Here is a 20,351-nt window from a genome sequence, read left to right as displayed (position 1 = left end):
CACTGTCACGTTGCAGAGATGGTCGAGTAAGATCCGGTGATGAATAATGCAAAATCGCTTTACCACGGTCATCGCTTTCCGGCGGCGGTCATCAGTTGCGCGGTACGCTGGTATTTCAGGTTTCAGCTTAGCCTGCGTGATATCGAAGAACTACTGTTCGAGCGCGGGGTTATCGTCAGCTACGAAATGGTCCGACGCTGGTGCGATAAGTTCGGTGCTGGCTTCGCACACCGCGTGAAAGCAGCGCGTCGCAGGCCCGGCACCACGTGGCACCTTGACGAAGTATTTGTGACGATGCGCGGAGAGCCTTACCTGTTGTGGCGCGCCGTCGATCAACACAGTGCTGAACTCGATATCCTGCTACAGAAGCGCCGCGACAAGGCTGCAGCGAAGCGGTTTTTCAAGCGCGTGCTTGCCTCGTGTGCTGAAGCCCCGCGCAAGATCGTGACCGACCAGCTGCGCAGCTATCCGGCGGCGAAAGCCGAGATTCCCGAACTGGCTCACGTCAAGCACGTCTTCGTCAAAGCCAGCGCGCGGGTCAATAACCGGGCGGAAAACAGTCATCAGCCCACGCGCGAACGCGAGCGACGCATGCGCGGCTTCCGCGATCCTGAACGCACACAGGTTTTCTTATCGAGCTTCGGTCCGATCCGGCAGCACTTCGCGCTCAAGCGACACTTGATACGCGCCTCACTCTATCGCAAACAGCTCGCCGCACGCTTTGCCGCCTGGCATCGTTTCACTGAGGCCACCCAAGATCCGTCCGTTTTCTGAGCAAGCGTTTGTCATCTGCGCTGTCACGTTCAAGCGACGAGCATCCTCTGTGCCCCATCTGCGATATGAACGTGGCCAAGGCAACCGCGCCATCCTCAGTCTATCGAGCCACACGTACAGCTTCTGCGTGGAAGCGCACAAGAAAATGCTTGAGGAGAACCCGCGAACTATCTCGCCGGATAAAAAAACGCCAACCCGTATCGGTTGGCGTTTTGCCTGGAGAATTGCTGGTATCAGAACTGGTTCATGGTGTTGTCTTTACCTCCCGCTTTCAGGGCCGCTTCGCCGCTGAAATAGTCCTTGTGGTCATCGCCGATGTCCGAGCCGGACATGTTCTGGTGCTTGACGCAGGCAATGCCCTGGCGGATTTCCTTACGCTGCACGCCGGCCACATAACCCAGCATGCCCTGGTCGCCGAAGTATTCCCTGGCCAGGTTGTCAGTCGACAGTGCGGCGGTGTGGTACGTCGGCAGCGTAATCAGGTGGTGGAAGATACCGGCTTCGCGCGACGCGTCGGCCTGGAAGGTCCGGATCCTTTCGTCGGCGAGCTTTGCCAATTCGGTCTGATCGTATTCCACGCTCATCAACTGCGGGCGGTCGTATGCCGATACATCTTTGCCTGCGGCCTTCATCGCGTCATACACCTGCTGGCGGAAATTCAGGGTCCAGTTGAACGACGGGCTGTTGTTGTACACCAGCTTGGCGTTCGGGATGACCTGGCGAATCTCGCTGACCATGCCGCCGATCTGGGCGATGTGCGGTTTTTCGGTTTCGATCCACAGCAGGTCAGCGCCGTTCTGCAGCGCGGTGATGCAATCCAGTACGCAGCGCGCTTCGCCCGTGCCGGCGCGGAACTGAAACAGGTTGCTAGGCAAGCGCTTAGGACGCAGCAGCTTGCCGTCGCGCTTGATGACGACGTCACCATTGCCCAGTGCGTCGGCCGATATTTCGTCGCAATCGAGGAAGGAATTGTATTGGTCGCCCAGGTCGCCAGGCGTGTTGGTCACGGCGATCTGCTTGGTCAGGCCAGCGCCCAGCGAGTCGGTACGAGCCACGATAACGCCATCGTCCACGCCCAGTTCGAGGAAGGCGTAGCGGATGGCGCGGATCTTGGCCAGGAAATCCTCGTGAGGCACAGTGACTTTGCCATCCTGATGGCCGCACTGCTTCTCGTCGGACACCTGGTTTTCGATCTGGATGCAACAAGCACCCGCCTCAATAAACTGCTTGGCCAGCAGGTAGGTTGCTTCCGCGTTGCCGAAACCCGCGTCGATGTCGGCGATGATTGGCACCACGTGGGTGACGTGGTTGTCGATTTTTTCCTGGATGGTGGTCTTGGCAGGGCCAACGGCCGCATCCAGCTCGCGGAAAAGGCCGCCCAATTCACGGGCGTCGGCCTGACGCAGGAAGGTGTAGAGCTCTCGGATCAACGCACTGACAGAGGTCTTTTCGTGCATTGACTGGTCCGGCAGCGGGCCGAACTCGGAGCGCAGCGCGGCCACCATCCAGCCGGACAGGTACAGGTAGCGGCGGTCGGTGCTGTTGAAGTGCTTCTTGATGGAGATCATCTTCTGCTGGCCGATGAAGCCGTGCCAGCAGCCCAGCGACTGAGTATAACTGGACGAGTCGGCATCGTAGGCGGCCATGTCGGCGCGCATGATCCTGGCGGTGTACCTGGCGATGTCCAGGCCCGTTTTGAACCTGTTCTGGGCACGCATGCGGGCCGCATACTCAGGGTTGATGGCATTCCATGCGCTGCCGTGATTCTCTTTCAAACCAGCAACTGCGTTGATGTCGTCTTGATATTGGGTCATGTGTATCTCCTGAGAGCAAAGCGCGTTTGACTAGATGGTTCAGCGTGTCGCTACGTCTGTCGAAGCGGACTGCATGACTGAATAGTAGCGCCGTTTGACGCGTCCTAACGGAGTCTTATATAAGACATAAGACATAATTTATTGTTATTTTTCAATGAGATATGGCTGACTTTTTGCATTGCAAAACATGTTTTCAAACGGCAAAAAATTGATGCTGCGGAAATCTGAAGGGAATCCCGCAATGTAAAACGCGCTTTCGGCTGTTGGAGGCAGGGCAAGCACGGATGGCTCGACCAACGATTGCTAGCGGGATGATTTTGTAGACGTCTGTTTCGACAACCGACGTTCCGATGCGTGATCAAACGCGCTGCGGATGCCGCCAGGCTGACCAGGCGGGTGACGTCGCTCACCTATCGCCATTCGTTTGCAATGCATCTGGCGGAATCGGGATACGACCATCCAGGCGATGCAGGAGCAGCTTGGTCATAGAGAGGAATCGACCATGCGCCGGCGCAGCGGGCTGACGCCCGGGTCGGAAGAGGTCATGATGGCGCTCCTGCTGGAGAACGAGGCGGATTGCCTCAGTCACCAACATAACCACCGGCGCCACTGACCTGTCATCCCCGCCAGAGACGGGACGGAGCCCCTTACCGCGCGAGCGGTTTAGTGTACGCCCGTGATGGCGTGCCATTTGCAGGGTGCAAGTCCCTGCCGGAGTTGGCCACAGCTCCGTAGCTGAAGGTAACTGCGTCGTCGTGAGGCGGGGTGGGGAGTAACCGGAAGCGAACTGTCGGTCCGTAGGTTAACGAACCTGTTTCGGCGGGGTATGGCGGCGAGCCTGCACTAAAGTGGCGAAGCCTGGAAGTAACACAGCACGCTGTCGTGGCGGATAAAGCGGTGCGGTGGCGTACCACGTGGGTGAGGACGGAACGATGGGACGGTGGCACGAAGCCGGAAGTTTTCCAGCTAGTTGTCGCCTCGACGTTTTGAATTCAGGCTGCTTTTAATTCCTCGTTACGGGGTCGTCGAATGTCGACGGTCGGCTCAGCACGACCGGGATTCAGATGCACGACATGAACGCGCTGCCAGTCCCGCGTGGCACCTTTCCATCGTAGCGGATGACGTTCGCGCGCACCCTCGTAGAGCGCCTTGCGGCGCTCGAGGATGTCCTGATCAAGATTCGCATGGCGCTGGGCCGGCGTCACGAAACGGATCGCACTGTGGCGGTGTTCGTGGTTGTACCAGCGCACTAGTTCTGCAACCCAGGTGCGGGCGGCGAACAGGGTATCGAATGCCTCTAACGGATAAGCGGGCCGGTACTTCAGCGTTTTGAACAACGATTCCGAATAGGGGTTGTCGTTGCTCACGCCGGGGCGACTCAACGACGGCATCACGCCCAAGGCCTGCAAGGTGGCAAGCATCGTGGCGCCCTTCATTGGGCCGCCGTTGTCGGAGTGCAAAATTACCTGGTTGGGCTGTATCGCCTCACGCGCGCATAGATCCTTGAGCACCTCGCTGGCCTGGGCGCTACTCTCTTCGGCGTAGACCTGCCAGCCGACGATCTTGCGGCTGAACACGTCCATAAACAGATACAGATAAAAGTACTGCCCGCGGATCGTCGCCGGCAAGTACGTGATGTCCCAACTGTAAAGCTGATTCGGCGCGTCCGCGCGAACCGCTCGTGGTTTGCCGCATGATTTGACCGGCCGTTCACTGCGCCGATGGGCAAGCTGCTTCTCGGCTTTCAGCACCCGATAGAACGTCGACTCCGAGGCGATATAGCGTTGCTGGTCAGCCAGCCGAGGCACGATCTGGCTCGGCGGCAAATGACCAAACTCGGCCGAGTTCGCAACTGCCAGCAGCTCGGTGCGTTCCTCGGCGCTCAGCTTGTGAGATGGCTCATGGTGTCGTAACGAGCGCCCGTCCACCGCGTCAGGTTCGCCACCTTGCCAACGCTGAACCGTCCGTGCGCTCAGCCCCAGCATCTCACACGCGGGCGCCTGGCGAGCCCCCGCCAGGGTCGCCTCGCTGATCAGGCCGATCAATGTCTTGCGCTCTTCAAGGGCTGTCATTCGGCCTCGCCCTCGAACAGCGCACGATACTTTTTTTGCAGCACCAACAGCGCCGCCGCCTCCGCCAGCGCTTTCTCCTTGCGGTTCAATTCGCGCTGTAATTGGACATTGGCTTGCTTCAGATCCCGTACTTCCTGGCCGTTCTCACGCCGACCGCCGGTCCCGCCGACGGCGCAAAAATCCATGCGCCACAGCGTTAGATGATGAGCAAACAGCCCCCGCTCACGACACCACGCGTTCAGTGCTTCGTCGACCAGGCCGTGGCTCTCATGCAAAGCCAGCAGCCGTTCTTCCGGCGACCAGTCTGCTGGACGTTTTGCTTGTCCGGAGCCTGAGCTCCGACCCGCAGCGGCGCTACCTCTCATCCACTTCCTTAATGTCAGTAAATTCATGTTCAATTCGTCGGCCACCGATCCAACCGTGCGGCTCCCGCGCTGCAAAACTTTCGACAGCGCTTGCTCTTTGAACTCGACAGAATACGTTTGTTTCACCTTCAACCTGCACCTCTGACTCTTCAATTTAAGAAAATTCAGAGGCGACAACTATTGTGACACCGGGGGAAGCAAGCGGGGAGACCTGCCGGCGAGGTGAACGCTGGCAGGAGTCAGAGTCCCGATAGTACTGCACACGGAAGAGTCGAGCCGTGGAGACCTGCGTCAGAGCAAAAGGCGCACTAGGGAAGCGGGGCAGGAAAGTTGATAGTAAAAGACCGGAAGGAAGCAGAGATGAAGATCGAAGCATCGCCAGTGTCGGAAACGACTAGACGAGATGCAGACGCGCTGGGAAGCTGCGTGCAGCGGAAATTCGCGTCAGCTTCAATCTGGACGGACGCTATGTTGGCTGCTCTACGAAACGGAGTTAAAGGAGGTAAATGGCACAGTCTGATTGACAAGGTGTTTCGCCTGGACACGCTCGCGCTGGGGTGGGCTCAGGTCGAGAAGAACGCCGGGGCGGCGGGAGTGGACCGCATGAGCGTGAAGCGATTCGCGCAAGCGCGGGACCGCTACCTTGCTGAACTGGCGCAAGCATTGCAGGATGGTAGCTATCGCCCGCAGCCGGTGCGGCGCGTCTACATACCGAAAGGTAAAGGACGTCGTCCGCTCGGCATACCCGCTGTAAAGGATCGCGTCGTTCAGGCGGCCCTGAAGCTGGTAATCGAGCCGATCTTTGAGCATGAGTTCGAGTCGAGAAGCTACGGCTTTCGCCCGGGCTTGGGCTGCAAGGATGCGCTGCGCGAAGTGGACCGGCATGTGAAAGCGGGCTACTGCTGGGTGGTCGATGCCGACCTGCAAAGCTATTTTGACTCGATTCCACACTCACCTCTTCTTGCGAGAGTGGCGGGGCGAATCTCGGACGGCCGGGTTCTGGAACTCATCCAGTACTTTCTCAAGCAAGACATCATGGAAGACATGACGCGCTGGACGCCGACTTCCGGCAGTCCTCAAGGGGCGGTTGTCAGCCCCTTGTTGGCAAATCTGTACCTGCACGAGCTTGACGTGGAAATGCGACAGGCAGGGCTGGTCATGGTGCGCTACGCGGATGACGCCGTGGTGTTATGCCGTACACGTGAGGAAGCGGAAGCGGAAGTTTTCCAGCTAGTTGTCGCCTCGACGTTTTGAATTCAGGCTGCTTTTAATTCCTCGTTACGGGGTCGTCGAATGTCGACGGTCGGCTCAGCACGACCGGGATTCAGATGCACGACATGAACGCGCTGCCAGTCCCGCGTGGCACCTTTCCATCGTAGCGGATGACGTTCGCGCGCACCCTCGTAGAGCGCCTTGCGGCGCTCGAGGATGTCCTGATCAAGATTCGCATGGCGCTGGGCCGGCGTCACGAAACGGATCGCACTGTGGCGGTGTTCGTGGTTGTACCAGCGCACTAGTTCTGCAACCCAGGTGCGGGCGGCGAACAGGGTATCGAATGCCTCTAACGGATAAGCGGGCCGGTACTTCAGCGTTTTGAACAACGATTCCGAATAGGGGTTGTCGTTGCTCACGCCGGGGCGACTCAACGACGGCATCACGCCCAAGGCCTGCAAGGTGGCAAGCATCGTGGCGCCCTTCATTGGGCCGCCGTTGTCGGAGTGCAAAATTACCTGGTTGGGCTGTATCGCCTCACGCGCGCATAGATCCTTGAGCACCTCGCTGGCCTGGGCGCTACTCTCTTCGGCGTAGACCTGCCAGCCGACGATCTTGCGGCTGAACACGTCCATAAACAGATACAGATAAAAGTACTGCCCGCGGATCGTCGCCGGCAAGTACGTGATGTCCCAACTGTAAAGCTGATTCGGCGCGTCCGCGCGAACCGCTCGTGGTTTGCCGCATGATTTGACCGGCCGTTCACTGCGCCGATGGGCAAGCTGCTTCTCGGCTTTCAGCACCCGATAGAACGTCGACTCCGAGGCGATATAGCGTTGCTGGTCAGCCAGCCGAGGCACGATCTGGCTCGGCGGCAAATGACCAAACTCGGCCGAGTTCGCAACTGCCAGCAGCTCGGTGCGTTCCTCGGCGCTCAGCTTGTGAGATGGCTCATGGTGTCGTAACGAGCGCCCGTCCACCGCGTCAGGTTCGCCACCTTGCCAACGCTGAACCGTCCGTGCGCTCAGCCCCAGCATCTCACACGCGGGCGCCTGGCGAGCCCCCGCCAGGGTCGCCTCGCTGATCAGGCCGATCAATGTCTTGCGCTCTTCAAGGGCTGTCATTCGGCCTCGCCCTCGAACAGCGCACGATACTTTTTTTGCAGCACCAACAGCGCCGCCGCCTCCGCCAGCGCTTTCTCCTTGCGGTTCAATTCGCGCTGTAATTGGACATTGGCTTGCTTCAGATCCCGTACTTCCTGGCCGTTCTCACGCCGACCGCCGGTCCCGCCGACGGCGCAAAAATCCATGCGCCACTGCGTGAGATGATGAGCAAACAGCCCCCGCTCACGACACCACGCGTTCAGTGCTTCGTCGACCAGGCCGTGGCTCTCATGCAAAGCCAGCAGCCGTTCTTCCGGCGACCAGTCTGCTGGACGTTTTGCTTGTCCGGAGCCTGAGCTCCGACCCGCAGCGGCGCTACCTCTCATCCACTTCCTTAATGTCAGTAAATTCATGTTCAATTCGTCGGCCACCGATCCAACCGTGCGGCTCCCGCGCTGCAAAACTTTCGACAGCGCTTGCTCTTTGAACTCGACAGAATACGTTTGTTTCACCTTCAACCTGCACCTCTGACTCTTCAATTTAAGAAAATTCAGAGGCGACAACTATTGTGACACCGGGGGGAAGCTGCGCTCACTCGCATGCGGGCTTGGGTGGATGCGAACGGCTTGACACTGCATCCCGACAAAACCCACGTTGGGAATTGTCGGCTGGAGGGTCATGGGTTCGAGTTTCTGGGCTACCGGTTCGAGGAGGGCCAACGTTGGGTGCGCAAGAAGAGTCTCATGGGGCTGCGGGATACAATCCGGGCCCTGACCAGGCGTAACCGGGGTGACTCGATCAAGGACACCATTGCCTCGATCAATCCACTCCTGCGTGGCTGGTTTGGCTATTTCCAGCATGCCCATCGATACACCTTCTCGTCCGTCGATGGCTTTGTTCGTCGCCGTCTGCGAGCGATCCTGCGCCGACAGCTTCATCGTCCGGGTCAGGGTCGATGCCTTCGTGATCACACGCGATGGCCAAATGCTTCCTTCGCTAATCTTGGGCTGTTCACGATGTCCGAGGCCCTTCGATTGGCGCGCCAATCCCGATGTGGAAACAACTGACTGGAGAGCCCGTCGCGGGAAAACTGCACACCGGGTTCGGAGGGAGGGGACGGCGATCGCCGTTTCCTACCCCTATCCCCTCGGCCATTGCCGACGTTCGCCGGTCAGCGCTTGGATGGCCGTTCGACGATCGAGACCGGCCTTTCAAATGCAGCCGCGTCGCACAAAATACCGACGCGTTGGGGACTTATAATCCTACAACACCGGCGGCCCAAGCCTTAGTCGAAGTTTACATGGCAGGCGCGGACCATATCTACAGTTGGACCTCGCGTGCCCGCCCATATTCCCAGATGGCGATTCGGGTCGGACCGGTCACTGTCAGAAGGGAATGTACGCACCGCTCGAGGTCGAGCATGATTGAATTGCAGCGCGAAGCCAACGGTGACGAGGGGCGATGCCCCCACCAGCTGCCCACGAACACATCAAACATCGTTTAACTTAAGAAATGAATAAAGCAGAAGCTAAGGCATGGTTGCGAAGCCGCTACGGCTCAGTGCAGTTGTACACTCAGACTTCAGCCACAACAATCGCGACGTCTGGATTGCTCGACGTTCTCTCGCACGTCCCTTCGATAGTGTGTGGCTCGGAGGCCGACAAGCTGGCGCGTGAAGCTTTCCTCTTTGACTTCTGTGCGCGTCACGACAGGTGGCGGATACCGACACCGTTCACTGTGACACTGGAGCATCAGGCCAGCTTCCGCAAGTGTGCCGCGATGCTGAGTGGATACGAGTCCATATCTCCCATGAACTCGTCGGTTTTCGTCCTACATGCGCTTCGCGACGAACTTTACGAGAAGTTCGCTGATGTACCTTTGCCGCTGGCCGACGAGGGGCTAGCGCTGCTCGATGATATTTCATCGCGCATAGGAGCCATCGTCCGGCCTTGGACCTCTACGAAGGCCACGGAATTCGATTCCGAGCTTGCGGTTGTCACGAGCATAGTTGACGGATTAAGGGACGGGACGCTTCGCACGATTCTTCGCACATCGCTACCTTATGCGATTTCCGCACAGACCATCGAACTAAGGACCGTTCATCGCGGAATTCAGCTTACTGGCTCGCTCACTCCAAAAATTTCAAAGTCTTCGGTCGCTTTCGATTCGGGCGGCACGGGAGCGGTCGCCGCAGAGATGAACACATCGCGGTGGCCAAGCGGTGTGACCTCGGTCGAGCTTCACTTTGCTGCCCTTATCGACCCAAGTGTTGAGGCGCCCGCGTTGCGGATTCCATCTGCTGGCTCCATCCAAGGAGAATCGTGGCCAAACGGCTTCAATGTGGCGTTCGACGTGATCTACGAGGTCTGTTGGCATGTCCGCTATCAGCAGAGTGAGACCTTTGGATGGATTCCGTCACCGAGCGATATCGGCCAGCTCGAAAGCCGGATGACCTGCAGTTCAAACAAAGACTTCGGGCTCATTTGGCGCAACAATCCGGCAAGTTTGATGAAGGCGTTCATGCCGCCGTCCGAGCCGTTGATCGTCGAGGATGAAATGCGAGCGATGCCGTGGCATCGGAAGTGCCGTGAGCTTGCGCAACAACACGCGCGCGTCGGCGATACCCGAGAAGCTCTCTTTTGGCTGAACGTCGGGACCGAGTCGTTAATCAACGATAGGATGAGGGCCGAGGTCGCAAAATCTGGCTCACCGATCGACCTTAATAGCTTAGACAGCAGCGACGCATACTGGGATGAAGCCCGACAACTGGTTGAGGCAACCAGCCAGGAGGTCGCTGATCAGATTGATTGGCCTACCGATACTCGAAAGCCAAGTCGCTTCAAGCAGCTTAAGTACGTCTGCCGCAAGATTAAAGGAGCACCACCGCTATCGAATGTCCAGTCGAACTATTCGAAGGTTTCGAAGGATCGCAACGCGCTGTTCCATGGCGAGAACGAAGCACCTATCTCTGTAGAAACGGTTCGCGAGGCCACGGCTGGCTATGAGTGGCTCGATCAGCATTTTTTTCCTGACGCTGAAAAACATTGACCGATCGAATAAAATCAAACCACGCTCCTCTTCCAAACTCGACGGGCTCTCGATAAACAGCTTGACTTCACGATTGATCGGCCTGAGCTGACATTGGAGTGTTGACCACTGTGAGGCTGTTGATAGGCGGTTTGCAGCCGTTCGTGCCGTCGTAGCGTCCAATGTCACGGGTGATGCCGGTGGATGAGTACTCGCGGTAGAGTCGAGAAGTGGCGCGGTAGCGTTAGGTTTGGTTTGTCTGTTTCCGCCCCTTTCGTCTGGCGGTGCCCTAGGAACCTCGCCCTAACCCCGTTTCCACATCCCGCTCATCGAACCGGACATGCAGATCGCCCGCATCCGGCTCTCGGACAAGACATCACGCCTTCGTACACGGCAAGTCACTACCAAGGACCCTGTAGACGAACGAGACCGAAGTGCCCGTAGAGGTGCGAGGATGGATAGCTCCCGCCCCTGCGACGCCTGACCTTGTACTTGTTACGTAACCACCGACGCAACCGCGAAGAGGTATAGCTGTCGAGCGCCCGATATGCGCGACTGACCGTCCCTACCTTGAAGTAGTTCGCCCAGCCGCGCAGCGTGCGGTTCAACTTGCTCACCAGCTCCGTGGTATCGAGCCATGTCATCGAATGAGCTGTCAGCGCATGGACCTTCTCGACCATGCGCCGGATACTCTTCTTTGACGGGCGCATGCCCATACGGGCCTGGCCAGTCTTCGCCGAGTACATCCGCCCAAACGTGTAACCCAGGAAGTCGAATTCGCCTTCCGGAATCGAGCAGATTTGTGTCTTCTCGTCGTTGACCGTCAGCTTCAGCTTGCTCATGATCTCGCGTAGTCGCGACAATGCTTCTTCAGCCTTGCCTCGCTTGCACAGGATCACCAGATCGTCCGCGTAGGTCACGATTCGACTGCCAAGACTTCGCTCAAGCCCGAGCTTCTTCCATGCCAACACAAACCGGCGCATATAAATATTCGCCAGCAGTGGTGAGACGGGTGAGCCTTGCGGAATGCCGCGCCTGCTGTCCTTGGCCTCGGTCGTACGTGTCTTCCGGCCTCGGTGATCGGTTTCTTCAACGGAGCACTCCAACCACATCTTGATCAGATGCAGCACGCGCCGGTCAACGATGCGTCGCGCGAGCGACAACATCAAATCGGCGTGGGGAATACTTCCGAAGTAGTCCGCGAGGTCGGCGTCGACGACATCCGTGTGCCCCCGGTGCAGTCGTTCCTCCACTTCGATCACCGCTTGCTGGGCATTTCGCCCGGGGCGGTAAGCGTACTGCTCGGGTGGAAGGTCGGCTTCGAAGATCGGTTCGAGCACCAGCATCGCTGCTGTCATGCACACCCGATCTCGCAAGGTCGAGATGCCCAGTGGCCTCAGCTTGCCATTGGCCTTCGGGATAAACACTCTTCTGATAGGGTCCGGCCGGTAAGTCTCCTGTAGTGGTCAAGTTATTTCGGACAGGTAGATAGGTTCTTTTACTGTCGGATTTGCCTCGTAGGCAGCGGGCGACAGATAGCCCAAAGTTGAATGCAGGCGCACGGCATTGTAGAAGCCAACGATGTACTGGTTGATGTCGCGCCGTGCCTCATCGTGGTTGGCGTACTGACGCTGCCATACGCGCTCCATTTTCAGGTTCAGGAAGAACCGCTCCATCACCGAGTTGTCCCAGCAATTTCCCTTGCGGCTCATGCTGCAAACCACGTGATGCTGCCTGAGCAAGGCCTGGTATTCATCGCTCGCGTATTGGCTGCCCCTGTCCGAATGTAGCAGCAGTCCGGGCGCTGGCCGGCGCTGCTGTAGTGCCATGGTCAGTGCCGACATGACCAGTGCGGCGGGCATCGTGGGCGCCATGGACCAGCCGACCACCTTGCGTGAGTACAGGTCCAGCACAACCGCCAGATACAGCCAGCCCTGCGCTGTGCGGATGTAGGTGATGTCTGAAACCCACGCGCGATTGGGCTCGGCAACATCAAACTGCCGGTCGAGCACATTCTCCGCCACAGGTAGCGTATGCCTGCTGTCGGTCGTCGAGACGAACTTGCGCTTCCAACTCGTACGCAGACCTGCTTCACGCATCAGCGTACGCACCCGGTAACGACCCATACGTAGCCCCTGTTCCCGCAGCGCATACATCACACGCCGGCTGCCATAGCTCGCGCCGCTGGCGGCGAATGCTGCCTTGACGTGGGTCTGTTGCTGCAGGCTCTTTACGCTCGGCTTCGCACGCCGGTGCTCATAATAGCCAGAGCGGCTCACCTGCAAAAGCCGGCAGGCATGACTGACCGATACGGCCTCCTGTTGCAAGTGAGTCACCACGCGGTAACTCACTTCAGTTCCCGGGCAAAGAAGGCCGATGCTTTTTTTAACAGCGAGTTGTCCTCTCTCAATTGCCGGTTCTCAGCTTCAAGCTGCCGGATGCGCTGCTGTTCCGCCGTCAGCGGCTTGCCCACGCCAGGGCCGCCAGCGCGCTCCGCATCATACTGCGCCACCCAGCGCCGTACGGCTGTCTCTACAAGGTCCATCGACCGGCAGACTTCGCCGACCGATAAGCCCTGGTCTCGAACCATCCGTACCACTTCCAGCTTGAAGCTGGTGTCAAATTGTCGGCGCCTTCTTGTCATCTATCGTTTTTCCTCGTCGATTCCGGATTGTCCTCCTATCGACCTGTCCGAGGAAATTAGACCATCACATCCTGCCTGAGCGCAAGCGCCAGTTCGCCGAGCCACTTTGACACTCCATACGCTTCGACCTCCGCGAAGTCTTGCCGATCGACACCCGGCGCGCCCTTGTTCGAGCGACACTGGGCGTACGCATGCGCCAGCACATCCTCGCCATAGATCTTGTCGTACAGCGCGTAGAAGCGATACCCGGCTTCTGCCTTCGCTTTCGCGTGTAACGCCATCTGCAGCTTCTGAACACGAATCGGAGTTGATAGGTTGCCCAATCTCCACGTCCTCACTACGTATTGCGTCTGTCTTGAACTGAGGCCCCTTCCCTCCACCAGCATTACACCGGCTTCAACGGTAATACGGGCCTCTCCGTCATCCCAAGGCGCCCGGCCTGTCCCTCACGGGCGTCCGGTTGATCATCCCTGACCACGCCAAGGGACTTCCCGTGTTGCGTACGCTTTCCTTGTGTACGTGCTGTCGCCACTACCCCGGCGCAGCGGCTGAGCGTCCTGCCTGCTCATTCACCCAGCCGTATCAGCCTTCCCCGATAGGGTAGTCAGGTCGGCCTGCGCATCGTCCTTTTCGAGGCTTGCTCGGCGTTTACTCACGTTACGGCCCGCACACTCGCGCTGTCACCGATTCGTGACACGCTTCACCGAAGGCTTCAACCGCTTCGTTACCTCCACGATTGCTCCGGTTGCTTCCGGCTGGAGCCGTTGCCGGGTGGGACTTGCACCCACTGGAAAGCGCCACCTTTTCACGGCGCACACCCACAAGGGACAGTCATCGCGCCACAAAGCCGCCGTTCGCGATGGCTGTATGCACCTTCGATCTTTGTCAGGTGAGAAGTAAGCGACATTTGGCGGCCGTCTTGACGATCAGAATTTGATCTCGCAGAGGCGTTCGTTGACGCCTTGGAGGTCAAAGGCAGCAGGATCGAAACCACCGCCACACCAGTCGAGCAACAGGTGGTGTTCATCATGAGCGGGATCGATGATCGCGTCGAGGAACTCGATGTAGCCGGGTACGCCGCCAACATCTTCCGGCGGACAGGCATTTTGGCCGTCCAGGCAGATGGGCGAGCGCAGCTCAGGATCAGGCGGCAGGACCTTCTCGACCTTCACACGATGCTGCCAGTTGTCACCGTAATCGTAGATGTAGATGAATGACTTCAGCGCACCGAGCGCACGGCCCAGGCTCACCCGCGCTTCGTTGAGCATCGGCGGGTCACTCGGGAAGTCCGGATCGGGCACCCCGTAGTTGATGTCGCCGAACACGAATTCGTGCAGGTGGCCGCCATCCCAGCCCATCGCCCACAGCAGCACGACGTGCAGCTTCGGCAGCTTGATCGAGGCGGGGACCAGCACCCGTCTCCAGATCGCCGGCTTCAGATACTTCAGTTCGATGTGCAGCTGGTAGACCGGTATCTGTGAATTGACCGCGCGTACCGCGGGCTTGCGAGTCGATGCCATCGTCACGCAGCCTGCTGGACCGGCTGCTCCACCGGCGTCAAACGCCACGGCAGCAACTCGTCGATCCGGTTGATGGGATGCTCGGCGATGCGCTCGAATACCGTGCGCAGGTATGCATACGGTTCGATGCCATTCAGGCGTGCTATGCCGATCAGGCTGTAGATGACCGCCGCACTCTGTCCACCGCCGTCAGAACCGGCAAACAGGTAATTGCGCCGGCCGATCACGAGCGGCCGGATAGCCCGCTCCGCCGTATTGTTGTCGATCTCGATGCGCCCGTCTTCACAGTAGCGCACCAGCGCGTGCCAGTTCCCCAGCGCATACCGGATTGCCTTGCCAAGGCCCGACTTCGCCGGGACCCGCGCGAGCGTATGTTCCAGCCAGTCCTTCAGTGTGCCCGCGAGCGGCAATGCCCGCGCCATGCGCACAGACTGCCGGACCTCCGGCTTGCGGCCGCGCACCTCGCGCTCGATGGCATACAGGGCCGCGATGCGGCTGAGTGCCTCCTGCGCTACCGGCGAACGCTCCAGTTCGTACAGGTCGTAGAACTTGCGCCGCACATGCGCCCAGCACGCTGCCTCGATGATCGTGCCATCGCGGTACAGCGCATCGTAGCCACTATAGGCATCCGCTTGCAGGATGCCCGACCAGCCCTGCAGATGCGTACGGGGTCGCTCTCCCTTACGGTCGGGCGAGTACTGGTACCAGACCGCCGGGGGTGCCCGGCTGCCCGCCGGCCGGTCATCGCGTACGTACGTCCACAACCGCGCCGTACGCGTCTTGCCGCGTCCGGGTTCCAGCACCGGGACGGGAGTGTCATCCGTATGGATTTTTTGCGCCTCACGCACATACCGGCCAACGGCATCCGCCAGCGGCTGCAGCAGTGCGGCGGACTCGCGAACCCATGAGGCCAGGGTGGCACGGTCGAGTTCAATGCCGGCACGGCGATAGATTCCTGCCTGCCGGTACAACGGCGTATGGTCGGCGTACTTGGCAACCACCACCTGCGCCAGCAGGCCGGCTGCGGCCATGCCGCGTGCGATCGGGCGCGACGGCGCCGCTTCCTGGACAACCTTCGCACAACGGGCACAGCTCAGCCGGGGGCGCACGTGGCGGATCACCCGGAAGTACCCCGGCACGTAGTCCAGCATCTCGGAGGCGTCTTCACCCAGCTTGCGCAGCCGGCCACCGCATTCGGGGCAGTCGCAGCCCTGTGGCTTGTGCTCCACCACCTCGCGTGGCAGGTGCGCAGGGAATTCGCGCGAGCGGCGGCGTAGTGGGACCACCGGCGCTGTCGTGTCTACGGGTTCATCAGGCGCCGGTGCTGGCACGGCATCCTGCTGCGGCAGTGACCCGTCACTGAGTGCGAGCTGCAGTTGTCCCGTCAGTTCTGCCATGCGCTCCGACGAGCGTCCGTACTGCCAGCGCTTCAGACGCGAGATCTCGGCAAGCAGGCGCGCGATGGTTTCTTCGCGCGAGACAAGCATGCGCTTGAGTGTGTCGATGTCGTCGGGGAGTCGGCTGACTGGCATGCCTGAGAGTTTACCAGGCACGCGCAGAAGTGGGGGCAAATTTACGCGGCGCATGTGGGCTTCCACGTCCGTTCGGGGCGTCGCCAGTCGATGCCTTCGAGCAGCATCGACAGTTGTGCCGCCGACAGATGGATGCATCCCGCGTCGGCCTGCGGCCAGATGAAACGGCCTCGCTCCAGGCGCTTGTAACATAGCTCGGAATGCAGGCCTTGTTGCTACCTCGGCGCAGCTTGTCCGCATAACTCATCCCTTCCATCCATTAAGTGGCCGGCAGCTCGTCTGCGTTGGCGAGCGCTATAACCGCTCCGGCAAGCGTCTCTTGCTGCGCATCGACGACAAGAGCGTCTGCTCCGTTCCCCCGAAGTGGACCGATACGAGCGAGCCTGATCCTGAAGTCACCATGGGGCAAGAACGTGCGCTGTTCACGGTAGCGGACTTGATGGAGCTTGCTTGCCTCGTGACACGCCTCTCCTCGCACAGGCGAGCTGATAGCGCCAATCAGCTGTAAGCCTAATTTTGCCGCATATGTAAAATAATTAAGGCCGCACATGCTCTGCGTAACGTAGACGAAGTCTCGCTTTTGCACTTTTAAACACCGTTTAAGTTAACAGCGATTTTCCTTGACAATGCTTCAGTCGCGGCATAATTTAATTACACAAAGTCTTTTGATCATCTGGATCTGAATGTGCCCCCACCCAGTGAACGCAAGCGCTCGAAGATCGACGTTCTCGCAGAGGACGGCGCGTTGAATCCGATGCCGGAGAACGTCCTGGACCCCAAGTTTCAGGAAGGGAGTTTTTTTGACCCGCACGACGCCGTGCAGGTGAAGTACGAGATGTTGCGCCGCGTCTCCGTCGAGAAGGCATCGGTGACGTCGGTTTCCGACGAATACGGCGTCTCGCGACCGACCTTCTATCAGGCCCGGACGGACTTCGAGGAAGGTGGGATCGCAGGACTGGTGCCGAGGAAGCGAGGGCCACATGGTCCACACAAGATCCAGGGTGACGTGTTGGCGTTTCTCAAGACACGGCTTGTCCCCGGAGAGCCGATTCGGGCACGCGAACTGGCAAGACTGGTTCGCAATGAATTTGGTCTCAATGTGCATCCAAGAACGATCGAACGTGCCTTCGGTGTAAAAAAAACGGCGGGATAACCAGAGCCGATGCCAGACCGCCGACGCTTTCGCCCGCCGTCGTCGCGCAGTACGAGGTGATGCGTTCGGCCATGCTGGGGGAGGCTCTGCCAGCAGACGCCCGGCGTGGGCTCAACGTTTTTCTAAATCGAGGCATGTGGACATGGGCATGCATGCTGGTCACCGCTGGCACCCAGTCGGAACAGACTCCGCCCCGATCCCCATCACAAGCACAGCCCTTCGAGCGCTGCACCGTCATTCACGCACTCGCAGGCATTGTCATGACGATCAATGAGCGGAGAACAGCATGAACGCATCGCTTAAAGTTCAACCTCAGCACCTCGAACGGGGCGCTTACCTTTACGTCCGGCAGTCGTCGATGAAACAGGTCGTCGAGAACGTCGAGAGCACGAAGCGGCAATATGCCCTTCGTGGGCGTGCGACCGCGCTTGGCTGGCGCGACGACCAGATCATTACCATCGATAGCGACCAGGGCGAGTCTGGCGCATCGGCGTCCTGGCGGGAAGGATTTCAACGACTGGTCACGGATGTCGGCATGGGACGCGCGGGCATCGTCATGGGCCTGGAGGTGTCCCGCCTGGCAAGAAACAATGCCGACTGGCATTGTCTGCTGGAGATCTGCGCCTTCGCTGATACGCTCATTCTCGATGAGGATGGTGTCTACGAGGACACATCTTGGTACCCCTGTTCGGCTGCCAACAGGGCGGCTGGAACAGGTAACTGTCACTGATCCCGCCCATCCGCTGTATGGCCGCACCTTTGCTGTCGTGGCATCGGCGGCCACGGTCGGCGCATATGGTCAAGTCACCGTCGCTTATCGGGACGACGTCCTGTTAAAAATTCCGGTGGTGGCGACTTCTCTCCGTCCGACGTCTGAGCGTCTACCATCGAGCAAACTATCGGCCGATAGCGTCCGGGAACTGGTTCGTGTGGCCAGAGAGCTGGAGTCACCAGAAAATCATGGATCAGTCTTCTATTTAAATAAGGAGTGCTTGATAATAGATGGGAATTGCGATTTACAGAATACGGTTGCTGCCTCGAGGGACAAGCCATGACATCGGAACTTGTAACGGCCCGACATCTGTGCCGTAAGGCAATAATCTATATCAGGCAATCCACTCCGAACCAGGTAGTAACCAATCAGGAAAGCCTGCGATTGCAGTATGCGCTGCGCCAGCGGGCAAGCGATCTGGGCTGGGATGATGCGAATATCGAGGTGGTCGACATGGATCTTGGCCTAAGTGGCTCGACGCTTTCGCATCGTGAGGGCTTCAAGGATGTGATTGCCCGCGTGACCCTGGGCGAGGTCGGCATCATCCTCTCGTACGAAGTAACCCGGCTTGCACGTAATTGCACGGACTGGTATCCCTTGCTGGATCTGTGTGGGTTTCGCCAATGTCTTATCGGCGATCGCGATGGCGTATATGATCCGGGTTCTGCGAACGGACGCCTTTTGCTGGGTTTGAAGGGCACGATTTCCGAGGTCGAGTTGCACACCCTGCGTGGCCGCCTGACGGCCGGACTGCTGAACAAGGCAAAGCGCGGTGAACTGGCGTTGCTGCTACCCGCAGGACTCGAGCGCGACACCAACGGCATGGTGCATAAAGATCCGAACCAGGAGGTGCAGGATCGGGTATCGCTGATCTTTACGACGTTTCTGGGTCTTGGGTCGGTGGGCAAAGTAATGCGCCGCTTCCGCGATCACGCGCTGACCTTGCCGCGGCGCGACCGGTTTGGCGACATCATCTGGCGTTCACCAACGGCCAATATGCTCACGGCGATTCTGAAGAATCCTGCCTACGCGGGTGCGTTCGTCTATGGTCGAACCCGGTCGTGCCATTCGACTTATGCCAACGGCAAGCTCATCACAGAACGCTGTCCTATGTCAGAATGGAAAATCGTCGTGAAAGACCGTTATCCTGTCTACCTCGACTGGGAACGTTTCGAACAGGTCCAGGCCATGTTGCGCGATAACCATGCGGAATATCAGCGAAACCAGACGCGCGGGATACCCCGCGACGGTGCAGCCGTGCTCCAGGGCATCGTCTGGTGCGGGCAATGCGGTCACAAGATGGCGGTGCAGTACAAGAATGCGAACAGGTACGTCTGTAACTATCTGCTGCGTAGTCAGGGTGGCCAACTATGCCAGCACCTCCCTGCTGACCTTATTGATGCGCGGGTCGTGGAGGCCTTCCTCGCGGCAGTTGGACCCGCGGAGCTCGAAACGTGGGCGGGTGCAAACCATGCAAGACAGCAGACCCGTGATGCCGCCAACCGGGCAGAGGTGCAGCAGGTCGAACGGCTACGCTATCAGGCGCTCCTGGCCGAGCGCCAATACAATCGCGTCGATCCGGATAACCGTCTGATTGCTGCCGAGCTTGAACGGCGGTGGGAAACGGCGCTGCGCGAACTGCGACAGGCGGAGGATGCGCTTGCCCGTCATCAGGTTGAGGCATGCAAACCGGAGGCGCTCAGTGCTGAAGAGCAAAATGACTTTCTTGCGCTCGGTACCCAGCTACCGGAAATCTGGCAGCGACCGCAAGTCAATCGCGAGAGCAAGAAGGCCCTGCTGCGTTCCCTGATTGATAAAGTGATCCTGCACCGGGTAACGCGTGATCGGATCGCAATCCGTGTTGTCTGGCGAGGTGGTGAGATCTCCCAACTGGAGGTCGAGCCGCGTGTGCATGCCGCGCGGGCACTCACCAGGGGCGCCGAGATGGAAGCCCGCGTGCTTGAACTTGCCCGGCAGGGCATCGACGATGCCACAATAGCCGGAATACTGTCCCAGGAGGGGTATCACTCGGCCCGATGCAGCCATGTCCCGGCACGGACCGTACAGCTCATCCGGCAGCGTCATCGTGTATTGCACGACGCCAGATCAATGCGTGCGCGGCACATCTCTGGATGGTTGACCGTTGCCGATGTCGCGCAATCCCTGCAGGTTTCGACCTCGTGGATCAAGCGACGCATCCGCGACGGCGTCATCTGTGTCCAGCGCGATTCGCATGACAAACGTTTCCTGTTTCCCAATACCCCGGAGAGCATATCCGCTCTCCATGAGCTCAAATCGGGCGTGCGAAACCATCTCGTTATCGCCCCGCGAGCAAACACATGAGGGCATCAACATGACCGATC

15 protein-coding genes and 2 pseudogenes are annotated in these 20,351 nt (G+C 59.2%); 8 read left to right on the top strand and 9 right to left on the bottom strand.

Annotation, left to right across the window (positions count from 1 at the left end; translation table 11 throughout):
* Positions 1–39 precede the first annotated feature (39 nt).
* Positions 40–774, top strand: coding sequence for an IS6 family transposase (locus tag HF916_RS02295; protein WP_168787661.1), 735 nt, complete (start codon positions 40–42; stop codon positions 772–774).
* Between the two features lie 233 nt (positions 775–1,007).
* On the opposite strand, the gene HF916_RS02290 is transcribed toward HF916_RS02295, so the two are convergent.
* Positions 1,008–2,588, bottom strand: a complete 1,581-nt coding sequence (locus HF916_RS02290) for an isocitrate lyase (protein ID WP_168787660.1) — start codon at positions 2,586–2,588, stop codon at positions 1,008–1,010.
* Between the two features lie 992 nt (positions 2,589–3,580).
* Positions 3,581–5,151 (bottom strand): annotated as a pseudogene (locus tag HF916_RS02280) (IS3 family transposase).
* Positions 5,152–5,385: 234 nt separating this feature from the next.
* Between HF916_RS02280 and HF916_RS02275 the strand changes: the two are divergent.
* The gene (locus HF916_RS02275; RefSeq protein WP_240975307.1) at positions 5,386–6,279 is read left to right on the top strand and encodes a reverse transcriptase domain-containing protein; all 894 of its coding nucleotides are present in this window, start codon (positions 5,386–5,388) and stop codon (positions 6,277–6,279) included.
* 2 nt (positions 6,280–6,281) lie between these two features.
* On the opposite strand, the pseudogene HF916_RS02270 reads toward HF916_RS02275, so the two are convergent.
* Positions 6,282–7,852: pseudogene (locus tag HF916_RS02270) on the bottom strand (IS3 family transposase).
* 87 nt (positions 7,853–7,939) lie between these two features.
* Between HF916_RS02270 and HF916_RS02265 the strand changes: the two are divergent.
* Positions 7,940–8,407, top strand: a complete 468-nt coding sequence (locus tag HF916_RS02265) for a group II intron maturase-specific domain-containing protein (protein WP_346777707.1) — start codon at positions 7,940–7,942, stop codon at positions 8,405–8,407.
* Positions 8,408–8,852: 445 nt separating this feature from the next.
* Positions 8,853–10,388, top strand: coding sequence for a hypothetical protein (locus tag HF916_RS02260; RefSeq protein ID WP_168787658.1), 1,536 nt, complete (start codon positions 8,853–8,855; stop codon positions 10,386–10,388).
* 380 nt (positions 10,389–10,768) lie between these two features.
* Here the strand turns inward: HF916_RS02260 and HF916_RS02255 are convergent, their stop codons facing one another.
* The 6 genes from HF916_RS02255 to tnpB form a co-directional block, all read right to left on the bottom strand.
* Positions 10,769–11,794 (bottom strand): reverse transcriptase domain-containing protein, encoded by a 1,026-nt coding sequence (locus HF916_RS02255; protein ID WP_240975306.1) that lies wholly within the window; start codon positions 11,792–11,794, stop codon positions 10,769–10,771.
* A gap of 39 nt (positions 11,795–11,833) precedes the next feature.
* Positions 11,834–13,011 (bottom strand): IS3 family transposase gene (locus HF916_RS02250; protein WP_168787523.1). Its coding sequence is split into 2 segments (ribosomal slippage): positions 11,834–12,744 and positions 12,744–13,011, totalling 1,179 coding nucleotides; the frame shifts between segments, so codons are not numbered across the junction.
* 56 nt (positions 13,012–13,067) lie between these two features.
* A complete protein-coding gene (locus HF916_RS02245) occupies positions 13,068–13,292 on the bottom strand; it encodes a hypothetical protein (RefSeq protein WP_240975305.1) in 225 nt (74 codons plus the stop codon).
* Positions 13,293–13,937: 645 nt separating this feature from the next.
* Complete coding sequence (locus tag HF916_RS02235; protein ID WP_168787657.1) at positions 13,938–14,531, bottom strand: plasmid pRiA4b ORF-3 family protein; 594 nt, start codon at positions 14,529–14,531, stop codon at positions 13,938–13,940.
* A 2-nt stretch (positions 14,532–14,533) separates the two neighbouring features.
* Positions 14,534–16,063, bottom strand: coding sequence for an IS66 family transposase (gene tnpC / locus HF916_RS02230; protein ID WP_168788958.1), 1,530 nt, complete (start codon positions 16,061–16,063; stop codon positions 14,534–14,536).
* Between the two features lie 41 nt (positions 16,064–16,104).
* The gene (gene tnpB / locus HF916_RS51630; protein WP_168788959.1) at positions 16,105–16,269 is read right to left on the bottom strand and encodes an IS66 family insertion sequence element accessory protein TnpB; all 165 of its coding nucleotides are present in this window, start codon (positions 16,267–16,269) and stop codon (positions 16,105–16,107) included.
* Here tnpB and HF916_RS51860 point away from each other — a divergent pair.
* The 4 genes from HF916_RS51860 to HF916_RS02205 all read left to right on the top strand — a co-directional run bounded on the left by HF916_RS51860 (position 16,254) and on the right by HF916_RS02205 (position 20,331).
* Positions 16,254–16,571, top strand: coding sequence for a DUF5372 family protein (locus HF916_RS51860; protein ID WP_168788957.1), 318 nt, complete (start codon positions 16,254–16,256; stop codon positions 16,569–16,571). The genes tnpB and HF916_RS51860 overlap by 16 nt on opposite strands.
* 246 nt (positions 16,572–16,817) lie before the next feature.
* Positions 16,818–17,216 (top strand): helix-turn-helix domain-containing protein, encoded by a 399-nt coding sequence (locus tag HF916_RS02215; protein ID WP_168788956.1) that lies wholly within the window; start codon positions 16,818–16,820, stop codon positions 17,214–17,216.
* 286 nt (positions 17,217–17,502) lie between these two features.
* Positions 17,503–17,946 carry a recombinase family protein gene (locus tag HF916_RS02210; protein WP_240975304.1) on the top strand — a complete coding sequence of 148 codons (444 nt, stop codon included), beginning with the start codon at positions 17,503–17,505 and terminating at the stop codon, positions 17,944–17,946.
* A 321-nt stretch (positions 17,947–18,267) separates the two neighbouring features.
* Positions 18,268–20,331, top strand: a complete 2,064-nt coding sequence (locus HF916_RS02205; RefSeq protein ID WP_168787656.1) for a recombinase family protein — start codon at positions 18,268–18,270, stop codon at positions 20,329–20,331.
* The last annotated feature ends 20 nt before the right edge of the window (positions 20,332–20,351 follow it).

Origin of the sequence: Paraburkholderia aromaticivorans (genome assembly GCF_012689525.1) — a bacterium.
Lineage (GTDB): Bacteria > Pseudomonadota > Gammaproteobacteria > Burkholderiales > Burkholderiaceae > Paraburkholderia > Paraburkholderia aromaticivorans_A.
Note: the sequence above shows the minus strand (reverse complement) of the source record. Positions and strands in the feature narration are given on the sequence as shown.

Bases quoted from the DNA above. Each gene is read 5' to 3' on its own strand.
- HF916_RS02275 (WP_240975307.1), top strand. From the start codon at position 5,386: ATGAAGATCGAAGCATCGCCAGTGTCGGAAACGACTAGACGAGATGCA.
- HF916_RS02205 (WP_168787656.1), top strand. From the start codon at position 18,268: ATGACATCGGAACTTGTAACGGCCCGACATCTGTGCCGTAAGGCAATA.
- HF916_RS02210 (WP_240975304.1), top strand. From the start codon at position 17,503: ATGAACGCATCGCTTAAAGTTCAACCTCAGCACCTCGAACGGGGCGCT.
- HF916_RS02295 (WP_168787661.1), top strand. From the start codon at position 40: ATGAATAATGCAAAATCGCTTTACCACGGTCATCGCTTTCCGGCGGCG.
- HF916_RS02215 (WP_168788956.1), top strand. From the start codon at position 16,818: ATGCCGGAGAACGTCCTGGACCCCAAGTTTCAGGAAGGGAGTTTTTTT.
- HF916_RS02290 (WP_168787660.1), bottom strand. From the start codon at position 2,588: ATGACCCAATATCAAGACGACATCAACGCAGTTGCTGGTTTGAAAGAG.
- HF916_RS02235 (WP_168787657.1), bottom strand. From the start codon at position 14,531: ATGGCATCGACTCGCAAGCCCGCGGTACGCGCGGTCAATTCACAGATA.
- tnpC (WP_168788958.1), bottom strand. From the start codon at position 16,063: ATGCCAGTCAGCCGACTCCCCGACGACATCGACACACTCAAGCGCATG.
- HF916_RS02265 (WP_346777707.1), top strand. From the start codon at position 7,940: ATGCGGGCTTGGGTGGATGCGAACGGCTTGACACTGCATCCCGACAAA.
- HF916_RS02260 (WP_168787658.1), top strand. From the start codon at position 8,853: ATGAATAAAGCAGAAGCTAAGGCATGGTTGCGAAGCCGCTACGGCTCA.
- HF916_RS02245 (WP_240975305.1), bottom strand. From the start codon at position 13,292: ATGGCGTTACACGCGAAAGCGAAGGCAGAAGCCGGGTATCGCTTCTAC.